Origin of the sequence: Marinobacter sp. Hex_13, assembly GCF_001566815.1 — a bacterium.
Classification (GTDB): Bacteria; Pseudomonadota; Gammaproteobacteria; order Pseudomonadales; family Oleiphilaceae; genus Marinobacter; species Marinobacter salarius.
Map to the genome: position 1 here is coordinate 1 of NZ_LSMM01000082.1, position 18431 is coordinate 18431.

The 18431-nt window shown below is 55.3% G+C and carries 16 protein-coding genes and 1 tRNA gene; 5 read left to right on the forward strand and 12 right to left on the reverse strand.

Features of this window, described 5'->3' with window-relative positions; genetic code table 11:
* From AXW11_RS19035 to AXW11_RS19045, 3 genes are all read left to right on the forward strand, one after another.
* On the forward strand, positions 1-224 hold a 224-nt coding region (locus AXW11_RS19035; protein ID WP_286792567.1), incomplete at its 5' end, for a putative ATP-dependent zinc protease.
* Positions 221-1738 (forward strand): inactive transglutaminase family protein, encoded by a 1518-nt coding sequence (locus AXW11_RS19040; protein WP_091644480.1) that lies wholly within the window; start codon positions 221-223, stop codon positions 1736-1738. The genes AXW11_RS19035 and AXW11_RS19040, both read left to right, overlap by 4 nt.
* The gene (locus AXW11_RS19045; protein ID WP_036206034.1) at positions 1738-2688 is read left to right on the forward strand and encodes an alpha-L-glutamate ligase-like protein; all 951 of its coding nucleotides are present in this window, start codon (positions 1738-1740) and stop codon (positions 2686-2688) included. Before AXW11_RS19040 ends, AXW11_RS19045 begins: the two co-directional genes overlap by 1 nt.
* Before the next feature lie 63 nt (positions 2689-2751).
* On the opposite strand, the gene AXW11_RS19050 is transcribed toward AXW11_RS19045, so the two are convergent.
* Complete coding sequence (locus tag AXW11_RS19050; RefSeq protein ID WP_041334750.1) at positions 2752-4341, reverse strand: BCCT family transporter; 1590 nt, start codon at positions 4339-4341, stop codon at positions 2752-2754.
* 247 nt (positions 4342-4588) lie between these two features.
* Between AXW11_RS19050 and AXW11_RS19055 the strand changes: the two genes are divergently transcribed.
* Both AXW11_RS19055 and AXW11_RS19060 read left to right on the forward strand, forming a co-directional pair.
* Complete coding sequence (locus AXW11_RS19055) at positions 4589-6235, forward strand: FMN-binding glutamate synthase family protein (protein ID WP_041334747.1); 1647 nt, start codon at positions 4589-4591, stop codon at positions 6233-6235.
* A gap of 116 nt (positions 6236-6351) precedes the next feature.
* Positions 6352-6428: transfer RNA gene (locus AXW11_RS19060), tRNA-Pro, on the forward strand.
* Between the two features lie 60 nt (positions 6429-6488).
* Here the strand turns inward: AXW11_RS19060 and AXW11_RS19065 are convergent.
* From AXW11_RS19065 to AXW11_RS19115, 11 genes are all read right to left on the reverse strand, one after another.
* Complete coding sequence (locus AXW11_RS19065; RefSeq protein ID WP_041334744.1) at positions 6489-6860, reverse strand: VOC family protein; 372 nt, start codon at positions 6858-6860, stop codon at positions 6489-6491.
* A 115-nt stretch (positions 6861-6975) separates the two neighbouring features.
* Positions 6976-7341 (reverse strand): MerR family transcriptional regulator, encoded by a 366-nt coding sequence (locus AXW11_RS19070; RefSeq protein WP_036204624.1) that lies wholly within the window; start codon positions 7339-7341, stop codon positions 6976-6978.
* Positions 7322-7624 carry an integration host factor subunit alpha gene (gene ihfA, locus AXW11_RS19075; protein ID WP_007151838.1) on the reverse strand — a complete coding sequence of 101 codons (303 nt, stop codon included), beginning with the start codon at positions 7622-7624 and terminating at the stop codon, positions 7322-7324. Before ihfA ends, AXW11_RS19070 begins: the two co-directional genes overlap by 20 nt.
* Positions 7625-7627: 3 nt before the next feature.
* A complete protein-coding gene (pheT, locus tag AXW11_RS19080; protein WP_091644478.1) occupies positions 7628-10000 on the reverse strand; it encodes a phenylalanine--tRNA ligase subunit beta in 2373 nt (790 codons plus the stop codon).
* Between the two features lie 59 nt (positions 10001-10059).
* Positions 10060-11058 (reverse strand): phenylalanine--tRNA ligase subunit alpha, encoded by a 999-nt coding sequence (gene pheS, locus AXW11_RS19085; RefSeq protein WP_036204614.1) that lies wholly within the window; start codon positions 11056-11058, stop codon positions 10060-10062.
* 139 nt (positions 11059-11197) lie between these two features.
* Positions 11198-11551 (reverse strand): 50S ribosomal protein L20, encoded by a 354-nt coding sequence (gene rplT, locus AXW11_RS19090; protein ID WP_007151841.1) that lies wholly within the window; start codon positions 11549-11551, stop codon positions 11198-11200.
* 50 nt (positions 11552-11601) lie between these two features.
* Positions 11602-11793: a 50S ribosomal protein L35 gene (gene rpmI, locus AXW11_RS19095; RefSeq protein WP_007151842.1), complete on the reverse strand. Its 192-nt coding sequence runs from the start codon at positions 11791-11793 to the stop codon at positions 11602-11604.
* Positions 11794-11886: 93 nt separating this feature from the next.
* A complete protein-coding gene (gene infC, locus AXW11_RS19100) occupies positions 11887-12429 on the reverse strand; it encodes a translation initiation factor IF-3 (protein WP_075195579.1) in 543 nt (180 codons plus the stop codon).
* Complete coding sequence (gene thrS, locus AXW11_RS19105) at positions 12426-14351, reverse strand: threonine--tRNA ligase (RefSeq protein WP_041334741.1); 1926 nt, start codon at positions 14349-14351, stop codon at positions 12426-12428. Before thrS ends, infC begins: the two co-directional genes overlap by 4 nt.
* Positions 14352-14497: 146 nt before the next feature.
* Positions 14498-17095, reverse strand: coding sequence for a TRAP transporter permease (locus tag AXW11_RS19110; protein ID WP_036204608.1), 2598 nt, complete (start codon positions 17093-17095; stop codon positions 14498-14500).
* Positions 17096-17181: 86 nt separating this feature from the next.
* Positions 17182-18165 (reverse strand): TAXI family TRAP transporter solute-binding subunit, encoded by a 984-nt coding sequence (locus tag AXW11_RS19115; RefSeq protein ID WP_036204607.1) that lies wholly within the window; start codon positions 18163-18165, stop codon positions 17182-17184.
* Between the last annotated feature and the right edge of the window lie 266 nt (positions 18166-18431).

Genomic DNA, 18431 nt, shown 5'->3' on the forward strand with positions numbered 1-18431 from the left:
GCACCGATGAATCGGAACGCCGTGTGGTGGTGGAGTTGCAGTTCATGATTGGCAACCACCGGCAACAGGCTGAGTTTACACTGACCAACCGAGAGCACCTCTCACACACGGTGCTGGTTGGCCGCAACATTTTGAGGGACGTCATGTTGATTGATGTGGGCAAGGAGTTCGCCACCGAACTGCCCGACAAACTGCCAGCCGAAGAAAATGGGGACCAACCTTGAGTAGCCGCTCACGCATTCCGTTTTTTTTCGCCATCCTCCTTCTTATTGCGGCTGGAATTTCGATAGCCACTTGGCGGCACGTCGAGCTCGGCATTCCCTGGTTTACGGGGGAGCAAAAGCCGGTCTGGATGGTTGAGGCCCGAGTGGACTTCGATGGCACCGGAGAACCCGTACTCGCCAGCCTGAACATCCCCGACCAGCCACCCCAATTCCGCATTATTTCGGAGCAGGCTGCATCTCCCGGTTACGGTTTTTCCATCGTGGATGACTCCGGTGAACGCCGGGCTGAGTGGTCAAAGCGCAACGTTAGCGGCCCCCAGACGCTCTACTTCAAGGTTCAACTGATACCTGATGACAGAGCCCTGGGCAGCCAGCCCAAACGACCGCCCAAACCTGAACCGGTCTTCTGGGAAGAACCTCAGGCAACAGCCGTGGAAGAGTTGTTGCAACAGGCCGCTGAACGCTCCAGCACGCCTGAGAGCATGACCCGGGAACTGATCAAACTGCTCCAACCGGACCAGGGCGCCCAGAACACCACCCTGCTCGTGTCCGAAGCAAACTACATTGATCTGCTGACCCGGATGCTCAATCATGCAGGCATTCCCGCTCGAACGGCAGACGGCCTGGCCCTGGAAGATGCCAGGCGACGCCAGCAACTTCGTCCATTCCTGCAGATCTATGACGGTTCCCGATGGCTGACCTTCAACCCCCGCACAGCGGAACAGGGGCTTCCGGAACATGTCCTGCTGTGGCGACAGGCTGCGGCTTCCCTGCTGGATATTGTCGGCGGTGACAATTCAGACGTTAGCTTTTCCATGCTTCGGCAAACCATCCCGGCACTGCAATTGGCGCAGGCTCAGTCCAGCGAGAATGGCCTCGGCTTCCTGAGTCTTTACCAGCTCCCCATTGAAGAGCAAAGCATGTTCAGAATGCTTCTGCTGCTTCCCCTTGGGGCGCTCGTGGTGGCCTTTATGCGAATTGTCGTCGGCATACGAACGTCCGGCACGTTCATGCCGATACTGATCGCCGTGGCCTTTGTGCAGACGACACTGATTCCGGGGCTGATAGCCTTTATTTCCGTGGTGGCCATTGGCCTGCTCATGCGTGGCTACCTGTCGAGCCTTAACCTGCTGCTGGTCTCGCGAATATCCGCGCTGATCATTCTCGTGATCTTTATCACGGCCGGGCTGAGCATCGCGGGTTATCAAATGGGCTTCAACACGGGGATGACGGTTACCTTCTTCCCCATGGTGATTATCGCCTGGACGATAGAGCGCATGTCCATACTCTGGGAAGAGGAAGGCGCCCGGGAGGTGTTTGTTCAGGGAGCCGGCAGTTTGTTTGTCGCAGTCTGCGCATTTCTGATTATGAGCGCGCCCCTGGCGAGCCACCTGACGTTTAATTTCCCGGAACTTCATTTCGTGGTTTTGGGGCTGATCCTGCTGATGGGACAGTACACGGGCTACAAGCTCACAGAGCTCCGTCGTTTTTATCCGATGAAGGCGTATAACTGATGGGCTGGATTTCGCCCTTCAAGCTGAACCAACTGGGCATGCTGAACATGAACCGGCGCAATGTGGACTACATTGCGCGGTACAATAGCCGTTCTTCATACCCCTTGGTGGACAACAAACTCAAAACCAAGCTGGTGGTTGCCGAATACGATGTTCGCACCCCCAGGCTGCTGCAGGTGGTGCGTCAGCAACACGAAATCTCCCATTTCCGGGAAATGGCAGAGGACCTGGACGGCTTTGCCATCAAACCGGCCAAGGGTTCCGGAGGTAAAGGGATTACCGTGATTACCGGCCGGGACGATAACGATTACGTCAAGGCGTCGGGCTCGCGGGTATCCTCGAGCCACCTTGAGCGCCACCTGTCCAACATTCTTGCCGGGCTCTACTCGCTGGCCGGCACGCCCGACGTCGCCATTGTCGAGAACCTGGTGGAATCGATTCCATCACTCGCCAAGTATTCCTTCCAGGGTGTACCAGATATCCGCATCGTCGTTTTTCAGGGCTACCCCGTGATGGCAATGCTTCGGCTGGCTACAACCGCTTCAGATGGTAAGGCTAATCTACACCAGGGTGCCGTAGGTGTTGGACTCAATATCGCCAATGGCCACAGCCTGAATGCGGTACAGTTCAATCGACCGATCACCCTGCATCCCGATACAGGCCTCGCCCTGGAGAACCTGGTGATTGATGACTGGCAGGAAATGCTGGTAATGGCATCACGATGCTACGAGGCAACCGGGCTGGGATATATGGGTGTCGATCTGGTCGTGGACGCAAACGAAGGGCCTTTGCTGCTTGAGCTGAACGCCCGCCCCGGCCTGGCCATCCAGATGGCCAATGGTCGCGGTCTGTTGCCGCGCCTGAGGCAGATCGAAGCCCTCCGAAGGACGCACTTCACCCCGGAAGAAAGAGCCGCATTCGCTATGGATACCTTCACGTCCAAAACCTGACCTTCAAATAGCAGGCACAAAAAAACCGGGGCGAACCCCGGTTTTTTTACTTTCTCACACTTCTCAGAGCTTACCTTCGGCAATCAGCAGCTTGCGCTCATGGGTGAGGCCTTTCAGCAGCCCCCAGGTCATGACCAGCAACACGGCTGTAAACGGAAGCCCTGCCGTAATGGCAGCTGCTTGAATCGCGCCCAGTGCGTCTTCGCCGCCACCGAAGATCAGTGCTGCGGCAATGGCACCTTCCATTACTACCCAGAACACACGCTGCGCAGTCGGAGCGTCGGTTTTACCGCCCGCGGTAATGCTGTCCACAACCAACGAGCCGGAATCAGACGATGTCACGAAAAACACCAGCACCAGCACGATACCCACGAAGGATGAGATGGCAACGAACGGCAGGTTAGCGAACATCTGGAACATGGCCAGGGACACGTCCGTCAGACCATTCTCAGCCAGAGCACCAATGCCGTCCTGGATCTGCTCCAGAGCGGAACCGCCAAATGCACTCATCCAAACCACGGTAATAACAGTCGGCACGATCAGTACCGCAGTCACGAATTCACGAACCGTGCGGCCCTTGGATACGCGAGCGATAAACATACCAACGAACGGCGACCAGGAAATCCACCACGCCCAGTAGAAGACCGTCCAGCCATGGAACCAGGCTTCATCTTCACGACCAAACGGATTGCTGAGTGCCAGCGCATTGCCGACGTAGCTGGATGAGGTCACCCAGATGGTTTCGAAAATGGTCATGGTCGGACCGGCGAAGATGATAAAGAACAACAGAATGCCGGCCAGTGACATGTTGACGTTACTCAGGATCTTAACGCCACCGTCGAGGCCTCGCAGCACTGAAATCAGGGCAAGAGCCGTCACGCCGGTAATAATCGCCATCTGCACGTTGATACCTGACGAAATCCCGAACAGGTAATCCAGGCCGGAAGCAGCCTGTTGCGCACCAAAACCAAGAGACGTGGCGAGACCAAAAATGGTTGCCACCACCGCCAGGATATCAATGATATGACCGGGCCAGCCCCAAACCCTATCACGGAGCAGTGGGAAGAACGCAGAGCGAATGGTCAGCGGCATGTTCTTGTTGTAGGCGAAAAACGCCAGAGACAGAGCCACAATCGCGTAGATTGCCCAGGGATGCAGACCCCAGTGATACATGGTCGCACCCATGGCCAACCGCGCGCCCTCGGCCGTATTGGCCTCAACGCCGAGCGGCGTTTCATACCAGCCCGTGTAGTAGGCGACTGGCTCGGCAACGGCCCAGAACATGAGACCGATACCCATACCTGCTGCAAAGAGCATGGCAAACCACGACATCGTCGAAAATTCTGGCTTGGCGTCCATCCCGCCGATGCGGATTTTGCCAACGGGCATGAATATAAGAGCAAGGGAGACAACGACAAAAATGTTGGCACTGATCAGGAAAAACCAGTCAAATTGTGCGATGGTCCACCATTTGGCGCCGTCGAGGAGCTCCTTCGCCTCTCCCGGGAAAATCAGCGTCCCGATTACAAACGCAACAACGATTATTGCTGTAATCGGAAAAACTGGCGCGTGTAGGTCCAGGCCAAACGGATTAATATTATCCTGGCCTGCGACGTAATCCGTCTGGTACTCGTCTTTTACAACGTCGCCCACGTTTTGAGCCTCCTGTTGGTGAAAATCTCTTCAATATTCGGATGCAAACGTTACAAGCTCGCCATCTTATTGCTTTGAGTTCAAAACATCAAAGAACGGACTCTTACGCCCTGAAAACAATCTTAGACCAATATTTCAGTGTTCGTACAAATTACTCCTTGATCCGTCTTGCCATACGGGAACGTATCTCCCGCACTTATGCTGTTAATATTCTGCAAACATACTGCACATCCACTCAGAGGAGTTTATGGCTAAAACCGAAACCTTCCCCTTCCGATATACGCTTTATGCGCTGAGCCTGACTGGCTTTATCGTTTCTCTACTGGCCAGTACCATCTGGGGGGGCTGGTTTTATGTCGTCCCCGTCCTGCTCGGGGGATTGGCGGCAACCGGCACATGGGATCTGCTTCAGCGTAAACGCACTGTTAGCCGAAATTACCCCATCCTTGCCCATTTTCGGTATTTTCTTGAATCGATTGGCCCGGAAATACGCCAGTACTTCATCCAGTCCGACACCGACGAACGCCCCTTTTCACGTGAACAGCGCACCATCGTTTACCAGCGAGCCAAGAACGTGCTCGACAAGCGCCCTTTCGGCTCACAGTTAGGTATGTATGACGAGGGTTTTGAGTGGATCAACCATTCCCTCCAGCCTTCTGCACTGAAAGACGCTGACTTCCGGATCGTGATTGGCAAACAGTGCGCCAAGCCCTATAACGCCAGCGTCTTCAACATCTCGGCGATGAGTTTTGGCTCGTTGTCGGCCAATGCCATCCTGAGCCTCAATGCTGGCGCAAAAATGGGGAACTTCTATCACGATACCGGCGAAGGCTCCATATCCCGCTATCACCGGGAACCAGGCGGAGATCTGGTCTGGGAAATTGGTTCCGGATACTTCGGATGTCGCAACGAAGACGGCACTTTCAACGAAGAGAGGTTCGCCCGCAATGCCACTCTCGACCAGGTAAAAATGATAGAGGTCAAACTATCCCAGGGTGCCAAACCTGGACATGGGGGCATTCTTCCCGGCGAGAAAGTGACACCGGAAATTGCCGAGGCCCGCGGCGTCGAAGCTGGCAAGGATGTCGTTTCCCCCGCAAGCCATTCAGCATTCTCCACACCCAGGGAATTTCTCGAGTTTCTGGAGAAACTTCGTGAGCTATCGGGCGGCAAACCGGTGGGCTTCAAACTGGCTATAGGCCATCCCTGGGAGTGGTTCGCCATCGTCAAGGCCATGCTGGAGACAGGAAAAACACCTGATTTCATCGTTGTGGATGGCGGTGAAGGCGGCACCGGCGCGGCTCCTCTGGAGTTCATCAACCGTATTGGAACCCCCATGACGGAAGCCCTGTTGCTGGTACACAACACACTCGTGGGCACCAACCTGCGCGAACACATTGCCATTGGCGCTGCGGGCAAGATCACCTCAGCATTCAACATAGCCCGGACCCTGGCCCTGGGGGCAGACTGGTGTAACGCGGCAAGGGGTTATATGTTCTCGCTCGGCTGCATACAGGCGCTCAGTTGCCATACAGGAAAATGCCCCAGCGGAGTTGCAACCCAAGACCCAAGGCGAAGCAAAAAGCTTGATGTTCAGGATAAGAGCCAGCGTGTTTACAACTATCACAAGAACACCCTGGAAGCCTTGATGAACCTGCTTGAGGCGTCAGGACTCAAGCACCCCTCCGAACTTGGGCCGGAACACATCATCCGCCGCACCTCCAAGACGGAAACCCATTCCTATATGGACCTGTTTCCTTTTCTGGAGCCGGGTGCCCTTCTGGAAGGAGAGACCGGTGAAAGAGTGTTTGATACCTACTGGCCGAACGCTACCCCGGACAGCTTCGATCCGCCGGAGTTTATTCGTCAGCTTCGAGAAACCAAACTGCGATAGAAATGCCCGAAGAATTCGGCGATTGGATGTTTATTTTTATCCGAGGCTGGTGTAGACTTCGCTCCCGCTAAGCCACTGAGATATCTCTCAAGTTTCTCTCTGGCCACTGGCAATTTCGGGGCGTAGCGCAGCTTGGTAGCGCACTTGCATGGGGTGCAAGGGGTCGTAGGTTCAAATCCTACCGTCCCGACCAAATTCCCTACACAAAGCCCGGGCCGAAAGGCCCGGGCTTTGTTGTTTTCACAGACGACTGCTAGCCAAAGTGGAAGAAGGCCAGCTTGTTACCGTCCAGGTCTCTCACGTAGGCGCCATAGAACTGATCAGGGATCCGCTGGCCAGGCTCGCCGTCACAGCTCGCACCCAAATCCAACGCTCGCTTGTAGTGGGCATCTACCGCCTCCTTGGACCCTGGGTGAATGGCGACCATATTGCCATTGCCCGGTTGATTGGGTTCGCCATCGTAGGGAGTGCACACGGCCAGCATCGGCGCCTTCATACTCTCCCCAATAAACGCAATGCGGCCCATATCCAGAAGGACCCTAGCGCCGATATCCCCTAACAGTTCCGAATAGAAAGCCTTGGCTCGGGACATATCACTGACGCCAATCGTTACGTATCCAATCATGCTGTTGTTCTCCGGTGTGAGTGTCGGTCAACTATACGACCTATTTGTTCATTTCGGCGACTGCCACCAACAAAAAAGCCGAAGGCGAACCTTCGGCTTTCAGCTTCAAAACGTCTCACTTCACCGGCGTATTGAGCACGTCGAGAACATCTTCCAGTTCGGTAATCATCTGCCGGATCAGCTGCTTGTACTGGGAGGTATCGTCTTTCACCTCGTGGCTGCTGAGTTTCTGCTTGGCCCCGCCAATGGTGTAGCCCTGATCATACAACAGGCTGCGGATCTGGCGGATGGTAATGACATCGGCACGCTGATAGTAGCGGCGGTTGCCACGGCGCTTGACCGGAGAAAGCTGAGGGAACTCTTGCTCCCAGTATCTGAGCACGTGCGCTTTTACAGCACAAAGTTCGGCAACTTCACCAATGGTGAAATAACGCTTCCCCGGTATCGTGGGTAATTCGTTGTTATGACTGGGTTCCAGCATACGCTTCTACTTTCTGTTTTAGTTTTTGTCCCGGGCGGAACGTAACAACACGCCGTGCACTGATCGGAATTTCCTCACCGGTCTTCGGGTTCCGTCCCGGCCGCTGTTTCTTGTCACGCAGATCAAAGTTACCAAATCCCGACAACTTCACCTGTTCGTTGTGGCTGAGAGCGCCTCTGATCTCGTCGAAAAAAGCTTCCACCATTTCCTTGGCTTCACGTTTGTTGAGACCCAACTCCTCGTACAACCGCTCTGCCATCTCCGCTTTCGTCAAAGCCGCCATCTGCTAACTCCTCAGTGTTGCCCCCAACTCTTCGCGCAGTGCGTCAATCACACCGTTGAAGAGCGAATGCACCTCTTCTTCATTTAGTGTGCGCTCGGGATGCTGCCAGAACAGGCTGAGAGCGAGGCTTCGGTTGCCTTCACCCAGGCTTTCACCTTCATAAACATCAAACGCACGCAAAGCCGTGAGGTGCTCCCCGGCGTGCTTTTTCGCTACACGCTCGACGTCTGCAAACCCCACGTCGCTTCCGATAATAATAGCCAAATCCCGCCGAACTTCTGGGAATTTTGAAATATCTTTGAAATTAGGCACATATCCAGAAACGACCGAATTCAAGAATAGCTCAAACATCAGAATCGTGCCATTAAGTTCCAGTTTTTTCTGCACTTGTGGGTGTAATGTGCCCAGCCAGCCTACATGTTCTCCGTCCCGCATCAACTCCGCCGTCTGGCCCGGGTGCAATGCGGGATGCTGACTGGCAAGGAACTGAACCTCGATGCCAAGGAGCTGGAACAGACTCTCCAGCTCTCCTTTTACGTCAAAGAAATCGGCGTTTCTGCGACCGTTTGCCCAATTCTCTGGCAATTGCCCACCTGCGATCACCCCCGCGAGCATGGGCTGCTGATCAATCCGGTCGCCGTCTTTCACGAAGCGGAGCCCGGTTTCGAACAGGCGAATTCGAGGTTGCTGACGGTTCTGATTGTAAGCCACGGTTTTCAGCAGTCCGCTCCAGAGACTCGTGCGCATGACAGACAGATCCGACGAAATCGGGTTTGCCAGCGCAATGCCTTCCCGCTCTGGATCAATCAGGCCCTGAACCTTCGGGTCTACAAAGCTGTAGGTAATCGCTTCCTGGTATCCACACGCCACGAAATAGCTCTGGATAGCCGATACCGGGCGGACGGCCTCTTCCTGGGGGCGAAGGCCGAGTGATCCCGTGGGTTCCGTGACCGGCAGGTTGTTGTAACCGTATATCCGTCCAATTTCTTCGATCAGGTCCTCTTCGATACTGATATCCGGGCGGAAACTCGGCACGTGTACCCGCCAGCCATCCTTCAGCAGCTTATCGATATGAAGGCCCAGACGGGTCAGAATTTCTTCCACCGTAGTGCGGTCGATCTCCAGCCCCAACACGTCGGCAACACGTGTCTCCCGAAGGTCCACCGTGCAGTCTTCAGGCAAGTCCTGCTTGCTGACAACCTCGACAATATCCCCAGGCTCGCCACCCACGATGGACATCAGCAATGCCGTTGCACGCTCCATGGCATCGCGGGCAAGCTCGTAGTCCACGCCACGCTCGAACCTATGTGAAGCGTCCGTGTGAAGGCCATAGTGGCGCGCCTTACCCGCCAGAGTAATCGGATCAAAATAGGCAGCCTCAAGGATCAGGTCGCGGGTTCGCTCACTCACTCCGGAATGCTCGCCACCCATCACACCGGCAATCGCTATCGGCTTGGCGTGATCCGCGATAACCAGGGTATCCGGGGTCAGTTCCACTTCCTGTCCATCCAGCAATACCAACTTTTCGCCCTGCACTGCCCGGCGCACAACAATGCCACCCTCTATTTCCTCACGGTCAAAGGCGTGTAGGGGCTGACCCAGTTCAAGCATCACATAGTTGGTAACATCCACCGCAGCGTCGATAGAGCGGATCCCGGAGCGGCGAAGCTTTTCCTGCATCCACAGTGGGGATTCAATGCTAAGGTCCACGTTGCGCAGGATTCTCCCCAGATACCGGGGGCAGCCTTCGGGGTCTTTCACGGCGATGTCAGGCACCTCTGAGTGCACTGCTTCCACGGGGAGAATTTCCGGCCCCTCAACCACAAGGCTGTTCAGTACCCCGACTTCCCGGGCGATCCCTTTGATTGACAGGCAATCACTGCGATTCGGCGTCAGATCCACGTCGATGGTGACGTCGTTCAACTTGAGAAACTCACTCAGCTCCTGGCCTACCGGCGCATCGTCCGGCAACTCCATCAGGCCGTCATGGCTATCCGAAAGGCCAAGCTCTGACTCTGAGCACAGCATTCCTTCCGAAGGTTGCCCACGCAGCTTGGCCTTCTTGATCTTGAAGTCGCCCGGCAACACCGCTCCGACGACGGCAAACGGCACTTTCAGGCCGTCGCGCACGTTGGGCGCACCGCAAACCACCTGTACCGTTTGAGCACCATCACTGACCTGACAAACCCGAAGCTTATCCGCATCGGGATGAGGCGATACCGACACAACCTCACCCACAACAATGCCACTGAACTTGCCGGCTACCGGCTCAAATCCGTCAACTTCCAGACCCGCCATGGTGATCTGATCCATCAATGCCTGGGTATCATTCGCCGGATTGACCCATTCACGTAGCCACTGTTCACTGAATTTCATGGTATCTGCCTTGTCCTGATGCGGTGTTGCCTGTTAGATCGTTTACCTTGATGGCGTGTTCAACGGAACTGCCGCAGAAAGCGGAGGTCGTTCTCAAAGAACATGCGCAGGTCATTCACGCCATAGCGAAGCATGGCAAGGCGCTCTACGCCCAGACCAAACGCAAAGCCACGATATTCCTCGGCATCGATACCGCAATGCTCGAATACCTTGGGGTGAACCATGCCGCAACCCATCACTTCCAGCCACTTGATGCTGCCATCCTCTTCGCGCCCCCACTCGATATCCACCTCGGCGGACGGCTCCGTGAACGGGAAATAGGATGGGCGGAATCGCACTTCCAGGTCGCGCTCGAAGAATACCCGCAGGAATTCCTCAACGGTGCTCTTCAAGTCCGCAAAGCTCACGTCTTTTTCGACCAACAACCCTTCCACCTGGTGAAACATGGGAGTGTGGGTCATATCCGAGTCACAGCGGTAGACGCGGCCGGGGCAAATCATCCGAAAAGGTGGCTTGCCATCTTCCATGGTGCGAATCTGAACCGGTGAGGTGTGGGTTCGCAGCAATGTGCCGGGATTGAAGTAAAACGTGTCATGCATGGCGCGGGCCGGATGGTGGCCGGGAATGTTGAGAGCTTCGAAGTTGTGATAGTCGTCTTCGATTTCCGGCCCCTGCTCCACGGTATAGCCCGCGCGGGAGAAAAATTGCTCAATACGCTGAAGGGTGCGGGTAACCGGATGCAAACCACCCAGATCCTGGCCTCGCCCGGGAAGCGTCACATCAATGGATTCACTGGCGAGTTTTTGCTCGATGGCGGCGCGCTCAAGGTCTGTACGGCGGGCGTTGATAGCCTGCTCCACCTGCCCCTTGGCGTCGTTGATCTTCTGGCCGGCGGCGGGACGTTCTTCCGCAGACAGCTTACCCAGTGTCTTCGCCTGCTGGGTGATCACACCCTTCTTGCCAAGGTATTCAACACGAATCTGATCCAGTGCCTGCAAACTGTCGGCACTTTCAACCGCCGCCAGGCCGTCCTGAACGAGTTGATCCAGGTTTTCCATTGACCCTGCTCCAATCCAGAAATGGAATCACTCTAAACAAAAATAGGGGAAGAGCGCGCCCTTCCCCTATCAGAAGGCGTCTTCATGAACCCATGGAGACGCCTGAATCGATCGGTTAACCGATGAAAGAGCTAAGCGATCACAGAGACGCTTTGGCCTTCTCAACAACAGCGGTAAACGCCTGCTGCTCGTTCATGGCCAGGTCGGCCAGAACTTTACGGTCGATCTCAACATTGGCCTTCTTCAGGCCAGCAATCAGACGGCTGTAAGACAGGCCGTTGGCACGGGCGCCAGCATTGATACGGGCAATCCACAGTGCGCGGAACGAGCGCTTACGGTTACGACGGTCACGGTAAGCGTACTGACCGGCCTTGATAACCGCCTGTTTGGCTACGCGGAAGACGCGGCTACGCGCTCCGTAATAACCCTTGGCCTGACTGAGAATCTTTTTATGACGACGGCGTGCAACCACACCACGTTTTACGCGAGGCATACGTTAATCCTTCTACCTTTAAACCTAAAAAGAAATGGCTAGCGGCTGAATCAGCACGCCGTCATACGTTTGATTGAAGCCACATCGGACTTGGCAATCAACTTGGTACCACGGAGCTGACGCTTACGCTTCGGGCTCTTCTTGGTCAAGATATGACTGGTGAAGGACTGCTTATGCTTAAAGCCAGTAGCGGTCTTCTTGAACCGCTTGGTGGCCCCGCTTTTGGTTTTCATCTTGGGCATTTTTAAAACTCCGCATTCTGTTTTTAAGTGATATCAATGTGCCCCTGAACGACAAATCCCCCGCGACCGCGGGGGATCAGCACCGGATCAGGTTCACTTCTTTTTACGGGGGGCCACTACCATGGTCATCTGGCGGCCTTCCATTTTCGGCCGCTGTTCTACCTGGGCAAGCTCTTCAATATCCACTTCGATCCTGTTCATGAGCTTCATACCAATTTCCTGGTGTGCCATCTCACGTCCACGGAAGCGGATAGTGATTTTGCCGCGGTCCCCGTTTTCAAGGAAACGTACCAGGTTGCGTAGTTTGACCTGATAATCCCCTTCTTCAGTTCCTGGCCGGAACTTAAGCTCTTTGACCTGCGTCTGCTTCTGCTTTTTCTTGGCAGCCGCTTTGGCCTTCTTCTCATCGAAGATTTTCTTGCCGTAGTCCATTATCTTACAGACGATCGGATCGGAATCCGTAACCTGAACCAGGTCAAGAGACGCTTCTTCAGCCTGCTTGAGTGCATCTTCAATCGGTACGACACCGACCTGATTGCCTTCGGCATCGATCAGACGGACTTCAGTTGCGTCAATGTTCTCGTTGATCGGCGCTTTTGGAGTGCGCCCCCGATTCGCTCGCTGTTTAATAATCAGATCTCCGTTTTGGTTCTGCCTTTGCGATTGATTTCGTCAGCCATCAGCTGCTCAAACGCTTCCAGCGATAAAGTTCCCAGATCCTCACCCTTGCGGGTTCTCACCGCAACGGCGTTGTTTTCAACTTCTTTGTCGCCGATAACAACAAGGAAGGGAACTTTGTTAATAGTATGCTCGCGGATTTTAAAGCCGATCTTCTCGTTTCTCAAGTCAGCATTAACCCTATAGCCAAGGGAATCCCACTTTTTCGCAAGATTCTGGCAATAATCCCGCTGATTGTCGGTAATATTCAGCACCGCGATCTGCGTTGGCGCAAGCCATGTCGGGAAAGCACCCTCGTATTCCTCGATGAGAATACCAATAAAGCGCTCGAACGAACCAAGAACCGCCCTGTGCAACATCACCGGCGTCTTGCGCTCGGAGTTATCTGCCACATATTGGGCACCCAGCCGTCCCGGCATGGAAAAATCGACCTGAATGGTACCACATTGCCACACCCGTCCGATGCAGTCTTTCAGCGAAAACTCGATTTTCGGGCCATAAAAGGCGCCCTCACCCGGCAAAAGCTCCCAATCAACGCCTTCCCGGTTCAATGCTTCTTCCAGCGCGGCTTCCGCTTTGTCCCAGACTTCGTCCGAGCCAACCCGCTTTTCAGGACGGGTTGAGAGCTTGTAAAGAATCTCCGTAAACCCGAAATCCGCATAAATCTCGTGGAGCATGCCGATAAAGTCAGACACTTCCTGCTGAATGGCATTCTCTTCGCAGAATATGTGGGCATCGTCCTGGGTAAATCCGCGAACCCGCATCAAACCATGCAAGGCACCAGACGCCTCGTTACGGTGACAGGAACCGAACTCGGCCAGACGCAGAGGCAGGTCCTTGTAGCTTTTCAGGCCCTGGTTGAAAACCTGCACATGGCAAGGACAGTTCATCGGTTTGATGGCGTAATCGTGCTTCTCGGACTCCGTGGTAAACATGTCGTCCTTGAACTTGTCCCAGTGCCCTGACTTTTCCCAAAGCGCCCTGGAAACCACCTGCGGCGTCTTGATCTCCTGGTAACCATGCTCATGCTGCTTGCGACGCATGTACTGCTCGATCTCCTGATACAGGGACCAGCCATCCGGATGCCAGAACACCATGCCCGGGGCCTCTTCCTGCATGTGGAACAGGCTCAATTTCTTGCCGATCTTGCGGTGGTCGCGCTTCTCGGCCTCTTCCAGGCGATGCAGATAGGCCTTCAGGTCTTTCTTGTTGCCCCAGGCAGTGCCATACACCCTCTGCAACTGCTCGTTGCTGGTATCGCCGCGCCAGTAGGCGCCGGCAACCTTGGTCAGCTTGAAGGCCTTGAGCTTGCCGGTGTTGGGCACGTGAGGGCCCCGACACAGATCGATAAAGTCACCCTGGCGGTAGAAGGACAGATCTTCCTCGCCGGGAATATCCTCAATGATGCGAACCTTGTATTCCTCGCCCATCTCATCAAACAGACGGACAGCTTCGTCACGGGACATGACCGATCGGGAAACCGGAATATCCTGCTTGACCAGCTCTTCCATGCGCTTTTCGATCCGGCTCAGATCTTCATTGGTGAACGGCCGGTCGAATTTGAAATCGTAATAGAACCCGTTGTCCACAACCGGACCAATAGTCACCTGAGCGGAAGGAAACAGTTCCTTGACCGCCATGGCCAGGAGATGTGCGGTGGAGTGGCGGATAATGTCGACGCCGTCTTCATCACGCTCGGTGACAATGGCAAGCTCAGCGTCTTCTTCAATCGGGAAGCTGGTATCGACCAGTTGGCCATTTACACGGCCGGCAATGGCGGCCTTGGCAAGCCCGGCACCGATGTCTGCGGCGACATCGTGAACGGTAACAGATTCGGCAAAACTGCGGTGACTGCCATCCGGCAGGGTAACAACAGGCATAGTAGGCTCCTAGGGACTCAGAGGTGATCCGTACCAAAGACCACATGTTGACGGTTGGCCGCGATACAAACCGCGGACCGTTGCGCGCAGGAGTTTAACAGAAAAAAGCCCGGCAGGTTAATGCCGGGCTTTTAAGGGGAAAAGAGTCAGCCGTAGGCGCTGGCCTCTTCGGGTGTGCGTCGCCGCAATTGGCCGAACGCGACAAGACCAAGCAGTATAAGCGCGGGAATGAACATAAGTTCCTTCGGCGGGCGCTCATTCTCAACCTGCACGGCATCAATGGTCCAGCCGAAGCTGACGCCGGCGTTCTCTGCCTGGCTACCATAGCCAACGAAATCCACCACCATCGTGTCGTCCTGACGCGACAGCTCAAGGCCAGCGCTCGCCAGTCTCGCCTCCGGGGATTCCGCTGCGGGTAGCTCCAGACTGAGATAAGTGGAAACCTCGTCACCACTCAGGGACATGCCCGATGCCTGCACTACCAGGGACTCGCCTGCGGGCACATTTTCAATATGCTCAATCACCTCGGTACCCGGCCTGTCCTGCGTTGCCGGGTAGACCATGTCCCACCAATAACCTGGACGGAACAGGGTAAACGTGATCAGCAGCAGCAGAGCCGACTCCCACTTGTAGCTCTTGGTAAACCAGTAACCCTGAGTGGCCGCCGAGAAGACCAGCATGGCCGTCACCGCACTGGCAACCGTCACCAGCAAATCCACCCAACCCGTCAGGCCAATCAACAACAACTGGGTGTTGAAGATGAACATGAAGGGCAGAATCGCTGTCCGAATATCGTACGTGAAGCCCTGCACACCCGTTCGTATCGGGTCCGCCCCTGATATAGCCGCCGCCGCGTAGGCGGCCAGCCCCACGGGCGGCGTATCATCCGCCAGTATGCCGAAATAGAACACGAACAGGTGGACAGCAATCAAAGGCACCAACAAGCCGTTCTGGGCACCCAGTGTCACGATAACCGGGGCCATCAGGGTGGAAACCACGATGTAGTTGGCGGTCGTAGGAAGCCCCATACCCAGAATCAGACTGATAATCGCTGTGAAAACCAGCATCAGCAACAGGTTGCCGCCGGAGATGAACTCCACAAACTGGGTCATCACCAGGCCAATGCCTGTCAGCGTCACCGTGCCCACCACAATGCCGGCGGTGGCAGTCGCCACACCGATACCAACCATATTCCTCGCGCCAGTTACCAGCGAGAGGGTGAGGTCAACGAGGCCGGTTTTTGTTTCCGCAAGGAAGTGACCTTTTTTGCGGAAAAACGCTTTCAGTGGCTGCTGAGTGATCACGATGAAAATCATAAACACCGTGGCCCAGAATGCTGATAGCTGGGGCGAAAACCGCTCAACAGTCAGGCACCAGACCAGGACCACCACTGGCAACAGGAAGTACAGGCCGGTCTTAACCGTTGGCCCCACGTCAGGCAGTGTATCCATTGAGGATTCAGGATCGTCCTGAGCCAGTTCCGGAAAGCGGGTGGAGTACCAGACCAGCCCGATGTAAATGAACAGCAGAAGCGGCCCGAGAACCCACACAGCGGCTTCGCCCAGAACCACCTTCAACCATCCAATGCCGTAATACACGATGAACGTGAGAGCACTCAGGCCAATCAGGATCACAACCCAGTTCAGCATACGCTGCGCGAGAGTCGGGCGATTCGGACGTTCAATACCCTTCATCTTGAGCTTACAGGCCTCAAGGTGAACGATGTAAATCAACGCCACGTAGGAGATCAGCGCTGGCAGGATGGCGTGTTTGATCACTTCCAGGTAGGAAATGCCCACGTACTCAACCATCAGGAAGGCTGCCGCGCCCATAATGGGAGGCGTCAACTGACCGTTAGTGGATGCAGCTACCTCAACAGCACCCGCCTTGGTAGCGGGGAAACCAACCCGCTTCATCAGGGGGATGGTAAAGGTGCCGGTTGTCACCACGTTGGCGATGGACGAACCTGAAATCACACCGCTCAGACCACTGGATACCACCGCGGCCTTGGCGGGACCGCCGCGCATGTGCCCGAGCATGGCGTAGGCAACCTGGATAAAGTAGTTGCCCGCCCCTGCCCGTTCCAGCAGCGCACCGAATAACACAAACAGGAAGACAAAACTGGTGGACACGCCAAGGGCGACACCAAACACGCCTTCCGTACCCAGCCACATATGGGAAGACAGCTTGCTCAGACTGGCCCCCTTGTGGGAAATCACATCCGGCATATAGGGGCCGGCCAGCGCGTAAATAAGGAACACACCAGCAACGATGGTCAGCGGCAGCCCCAGTGCGCGGCGAGTTGCTTCCAGAAGCAGTACCAGACCACCAAGTGCAATGATCAGGTCCTGGGTAATCGGCGAGCCCGGACGCGTCGCAAGCTGGTCATAAAACAGGTACAGATAAGAGGCTGCAAAAGCGGCAGCCAGGGCAAGAATCCAGTCGTAAACCGGTACGTGGTCAACATTCCTGCCACGAATCATGGGATAAGCCGCAAACGCGAGGAACGCTGCAAAGGCGAGATGAATGGATCTTGCTTCCGTCGAGTTAAAAACACCGAACTCAACAATGTAGGGGAGCGGTGACGCTATCCATAGCTGAAAGAGGGACCAGAGCAGAGGGACAACAAAGAGAATCTTTGCAGCCGTACCGGTCGCAGCCCTTCCACCGGTCTCGGTTTGGAGAACCTCTGCAACCTTCTTGCTGTCGATGGTATCCCCGGCTCTCGGTTCGCTATTGGTCATAGCTGGGTCCTGTAAGAATATAGCGGGTCGGAGATCAGAACACCGCGGGCAGGCCTGCCCGCGGTGTCGTTTTACCGGTTACAGGATCAGTCGATCAGGCCGGCTTCTTTGTAGTACTTCGCCGCGCCCGGGTGCAGAGGTGCACTCAACGCGTCGGATACCATTTCTTCTTTCTTCAGGTTGGCAAACGCAGGGTGCAGGCGCTTGAAGCTGTCAAAGTTCTCGAATACAGCCTTGACCACTTCGTACACTACGTCCTCAGATACCTCGGTAGACGAGACAAACGTTGCCGCCACACCAAACGTGGTCACGTCATCGTCAGAACCACGATACATACCACCCGGGATCACCGCTTCACGGTAGTATGGGTTGTCTGCAACCAGCTTCTTGGTCGCTTCGTTATTGACGCTGACGATCACACTGTCACAGGACGTGGTCGCTTCCTTGATCGCACCGGAGGGGTGCCCAACGGTGTAGAAGAATGCATCAATATTGCCATCACACAGAGCCTGGGATTGCTCCGCAGCCTTCAGTTCCGCCGGAAGCGAGAACTTGTCCATGGTCCAGCCCATTTCGTCCATCAGCACTTCTGCTGTGGCGCGCTGGCCGGAACCGGGGTTACCGACGGACACGCGCTTGCCTGCAAGATCTTCAAACGTCTTGATACCAGACCCCTTGCTGGCAACCACCGTGAATGGCTCGGGGTGCAGCGAGAATACAGCACGCAGCTTCTCGTTCTTTCCGTCTTCCTCGAACTGGCTGGTGCCGTTGTAGGCGTGGTACTGCCAGTCAGACTGGGCTACCGCCAGGTCCAGCTCACCCTGGCGAATCGCGTTCAGGTTATAGACCGAACCACCGGTGCTCTCTACAGAGCAGCGAATACCATGTTCCTTACGATCCATGTTAACCAGGCGACAAATCGCACCACCAGCCGGATAGTACACACCGGTTACGCCCCCGGTACCGATGGTGACAAATTTCTGCTCCTGCGCGGTAACCGCTGTCGAGGCGGTTCCAAGGCTGACCGCTGCTGCAACTGCAAGTGCGGAAAATTTCTGTTTCAGTGCCATGACTTTTCCCTTATCTGTTCATTATTGCTTTTTTGGGCCCGCGTAACGAAACGGACACTCCTCACTTTCGCCTTAAAACATAGACCACTTTGCGATATAAATAAAGCAAGGGTTAGCTCGCTAACCACTTGAGCAAAAAAACAAAAAAGCCCGCAGAGCGGGCTCAGATTGCTGACGAACCCCGGTTTTCCGGGGTTCGTTGCATTTGGGTGTTTTAAATTCAATTGGCGATGGATTGAGCCCAATATTCCCGATCGGATTGCCAA

Excerpts from the sequence above, each read along its gene's own strand:
- AXW11_RS19045 (WP_036206034.1), top strand. The coding sequence starts at position 1,738 with ATGGGCTGGATTTCGCCCTTCAAGCTGAACCAACTGGGCATGCTGAAC.
- AXW11_RS19055 (WP_041334747.1), top strand. The coding sequence starts at position 4,589 with ATGGCTAAAACCGAAACCTTCCCCTTCCGATATACGCTTTATGCGCTG.
- AXW11_RS19065 (WP_041334744.1), bottom strand. The coding sequence starts at position 6,860 with ATGATTGGATACGTAACGATTGGCGTCAGTGATATGTCCCGAGCCAAG.
- AXW11_RS19070 (WP_036204624.1), bottom strand. The coding sequence starts at position 7,341 with ATGCTGGAACCCAGTCATAACAACGAATTACCCACGATACCGGGGAAG.
- ihfA (WP_007151838.1), bottom strand. The coding sequence starts at position 7,624 with ATGGCGGCTTTGACGAAAGCGGAGATGGCAGAGCGGTTGTACGAGGAG.
- pheT (WP_091644478.1), bottom strand. The coding sequence starts at position 10,000 with ATGAAATTCAGTGAACAGTGGCTACGTGAATGGGTCAATCCGGCGAAT.
- pheS (WP_036204614.1), bottom strand. The coding sequence starts at position 11,058 with ATGGAAAACCTGGATCAACTCGTTCAGGACGGCCTGGCGGCGGTTGAA.
- rplT (WP_007151841.1), bottom strand. The coding sequence starts at position 11,551 with ATGCCTCGCGTAAAACGTGGTGTGGTTGCACGCCGTCGTCATAAAAAG.
- rpmI (WP_007151842.1), bottom strand. The coding sequence starts at position 11,793 with ATGCCCAAGATGAAAACCAAAAGCGGGGCCACCAAGCGGTTCAAGAAG.
- thrS (WP_041334741.1), bottom strand. The coding sequence starts at position 14,351 with ATGCCTGTTGTTACCCTGCCGGATGGCAGTCACCGCAGTTTTGCCGAA.
- AXW11_RS19110 (WP_036204608.1), bottom strand. The coding sequence starts at position 17,095 with ATGACCAATAGCGAACCGAGAGCCGGGGATACCATCGACAGCAAGAAG.
- AXW11_RS19115 (WP_036204607.1), bottom strand. The coding sequence starts at position 18,165 with ATGGCACTGAAACAGAAATTTTCCGCACTTGCAGTTGCAGCAGCGGTC.